This is a genomic window from Psychroflexus sp. MES1-P1E (genome assembly GCF_002836055.1).
Classification (GTDB): Bacteria; Bacteroidota; Bacteroidia; order Flavobacteriales; family Flavobacteriaceae; genus Psychroflexus.
The window spans coordinates 1-3216 of record NZ_PJBS01000217.1; the positions used below are offsets into that span (position 1 = coordinate 1).

Sequence of the window (3216 nt, forward strand, 5' to 3'; positions counted from 1 at the left end):
TTGTTTATTAGCGAAATACTTAATGAAGTTCCAGATGTTACGTTTGAATTTGCAAAAAGTTTGTTTAAATCTAACAAAACAGATGAATTTTATCTTGGACTTTATAGTCTTTTTAAAAAATACGCTGACAGAAATGAAGTTTGGGATTTATTTATTGATTTTTTCAAAACCAAAAACATAGGTTCAATTCCTCCAATTTTAGTTTATTACTTGTCTCATTGTCCTTGGCATCCAGATTTATCATATTCAAACGACTCATACACAAATGAATCTCAACAATACGGAACTTTGGAACTTGCTAAATTTGAGAAAGATGATGTCATAAAATTATTAGGTTTTGTTGACCAAGAGGATATGTTAGGAAGAGGAACTCTTGGACAATCTGTTGAATCCATAATATCAGTTATTAAAAACTATGATGGAATTTTAAAAGAAATTATTTCAGACGAGAATCTGGACTTTGAAATTAGAGAAATCGGAGCAGTAATTTATGCATATAAAAAAGGTGCCGAAAGTATTCCTGTTTTGCAAAGAATAACGGATAATGATGAATCTTGGTACGTCTCGGAATTGATTAAGCATATAAATGAATATGGAGAATTTAATCCTTATGGATAGAAAAGACTACACACAACAATGGCTATAATTAATACGGGTTTTGGTGCTTAACCCAAAGTTTAGAGCTTTTAACTAAGTCCGCCAAATCTTTTGATATGGCTTTAAATAGAAAAGATAAAACAAAATAAAAAGTTTTGGCTAAGTGCTTAATCGGAAATTCACTACTTTTAATTCCCGTACTAACCATAGCCGAGCCGTTAGCAAACATTAACCACTCAAACTCAACAAAGGAAATAATTGAATTTGGAAATCATAAATTATAGGAAATGACTAAAATAAAGGTTGAGAAAAACGAGGAAAATGAACTTCCAATACCACACATTTGGAGACCGATTTTTAAGGAAATTGTAAACGCTTTTGAGAAAGGAGATTATAATTTAATTTCAAAAATAAAAAACGTGAATCCGATTTCAAATGAAACTGCTGAACAAATCAAAGAATATATTGAAGATTATGGAGAAGAATTAGTTGAACTTCCGAATGAAACTTGGAATTCATCGGTTTATATTTATTATGGAGATTATTGGAATGTACTTATAGACCTTTACACGAAAGAAGAAGGATTGAGCGATTTAGTACTGAATGCTGAAATAAGAGAAAACAATAATGAATATTCAATTGACATTCAATTAGTTTATGTGCCTTGATAATGTATTTACGAAGTAAAAAAATCATTCAAAATCTGAAAATGATTAAAAATTTTATTATTTGAAAAAAATATTTCTAATATTTATTTTTAGTTTTTTAACTAACATTTTGGTTTCGCAAGAAATCCAATCTGAATATGTGTATAAGAAAGAAAAGACAAAACAGAAATCTAAAAGTGGAATTAAATGGAATTATGTCGATTCTGACAGTTTAGTACTTTATAAAGACGGAACTTTTCATAGAACAAAATTCTATCATTATCACGAAATATTATACTCGGAATTAAAAGGAGAATGGAAAATTGAAAAAGAAACTCTTATTCTGACTATAAAACTGGAGAAAGAAAGTAAATCGGATAAGAAATGGAATGAAATTAATTCGACCATAACTTACCGAATAAAAAAGCGGAAAATAAAACCAATAAACGGAATTGAATTCTACGCAATACGGAATTTGAAACTTGTGAAAAAATAAAAAACGATTTGCTAACACCGTATATAATTTATTGCTGGCTTCTCGTCTACTTACGAAAGTCCTCGCGGACTTTCTTGGTCGGTAATTATTTACTAAATTAGTTGCTTGAAACACGCAACAAACCATATACAAACACGTTAGCTGTAATTAACCATAATGAACGAAATTCACCAAATAGATAGCATAAGAGACAGGGCTGAATTACTTGCGCTAAGAAGTAATCCTCTTTTAGGTGTAAATCGCAGTATTGTTTATATATATTACTTGAATAATAGGAAAATTAATTACCCTATCGCAGATAGCTGTATTTTATATATTGGAGAAGCTTGTAGACAATCAGAACCAACAGGAATACGCTTTAGTCAACACATTTCGACACAACGTAATATTGGTGGAGACATGGGTAATAATCTTGCTTTATCTCAATATTTTCATCATGGACATTCGATTGGTTTGAAAATATTTGAATCTGACAATAGGCTTGAAAGAGAAAGGGATTTAATCTATTCTCATATAAATATGTTTGGTAGCCCTCCTATTGCTCAAAGCAACGTTCCCAGTTGCCCTCCTAACAATAGTAATCGTATAACTGAAATTTTCAACCACATTACTAATAATCCAGCAGAATTTGAATTTTGTCAAAATTTGATTTCAAATGTTAATACTCTAATTATTCCTGGACAAATCTGAAGCAATAAAACTTAAACGAAAAGATTTTATCCAAAACTTAATGCACGACATTGATGATGAAGATGAAGCAGAAGATTACATTGAAAACGCTCTGCCTTTAATCGGAAGAATAGTTATGGAGTTTAATGCACTTGAACAGTGGTTTGACCAATTCATTTGCCACGTTTTCAGTGATAGAAGTGAGGATTTAGGATTGACTGTAATTCATAAAATGACATACTCCAGCAAAATTGATTTATTCAAAAGATTATCAGATGATCTGCATTACGAATCTCAAATAATGGACGAAGAATCTAATCGTACGTATGAAGATTTGATTAAAAACCTAAGAGAATCTGGAAGATTAAGAAATTTGGTTGTACATGCGGATTGGGAGAGTACAAATAAAGAGAAGTACACGTATGTCAATCTACGAATAACTAAAGAAGGAAAAAAGCAAGAATATATTCAATTCTCAGAGGATTCGTTAGGTGAAATAATCGAATTGATATGGAAAACAAGGGGGCAAGTTTCTGAATATTGGGAAATCAGAGACAAAAAGATTTATGGATAAAATTAACTAAGAATAAAACGTACAGCTAACAATGTATAAAAGGCATTAAAACGACCTTTTATACTTAACGTTGTGGTGCATTTGAAAAATGACAGAAATCGAAGAAAAATATCTACCGTCTGAAATCTTACAAAAAGCAATTGTAAGTGGAAAAGAATATGGTTGGAAACGAACAGACTTTAGAGAAGTAGTTGCGAAAGCAGTTGAAGTCGGACTTGGAATTATAGGTGGAC

The 3216-nt window shown here is 30.7% G+C and carries 5 protein-coding genes; all 5 read left to right on the forward strand.

Annotation, left to right across the window (positions count from 1 at the left end; all coding sequences use genetic code 11):
* The coding region (locus CXF67_RS18195; protein WP_219621030.1) for a hypothetical protein at positions 1-618 on the forward strand (618 nt) is incomplete at its 5' end.
* A gap of 266 nt (positions 619-884) precedes the next feature.
* Positions 885-1265 carry a DUF7668 domain-containing protein gene (locus CXF67_RS08910; RefSeq protein WP_102088441.1) on the forward strand — a complete coding sequence of 127 codons (381 nt, stop codon included), beginning with the start codon at positions 885-887 and terminating at the stop codon, positions 1263-1265.
* Between the two features lie 61 nt (positions 1266-1326).
* On the forward strand, positions 1327-1740 hold the full coding sequence (locus CXF67_RS08915; protein WP_145990425.1) for a hypothetical protein: 414 nt from the start codon (positions 1327-1329) through the stop codon (positions 1738-1740).
* 156 nt (positions 1741-1896) lie between these two features.
* Positions 1897-2430, forward strand: coding sequence for a hypothetical protein (locus tag CXF67_RS08920; RefSeq protein WP_102088443.1), 534 nt, complete (start codon positions 1897-1899; stop codon positions 2428-2430).
* A gap of 40 nt (positions 2431-2470) precedes the next feature.
* Positions 2471-2983: a hypothetical protein gene (locus tag CXF67_RS08925; RefSeq protein WP_102088444.1), complete on the forward strand. Its 513-nt coding sequence runs from the start codon at positions 2471-2473 to the stop codon at positions 2981-2983.
* Positions 2984-3216 lie beyond the last annotated feature (233 nt).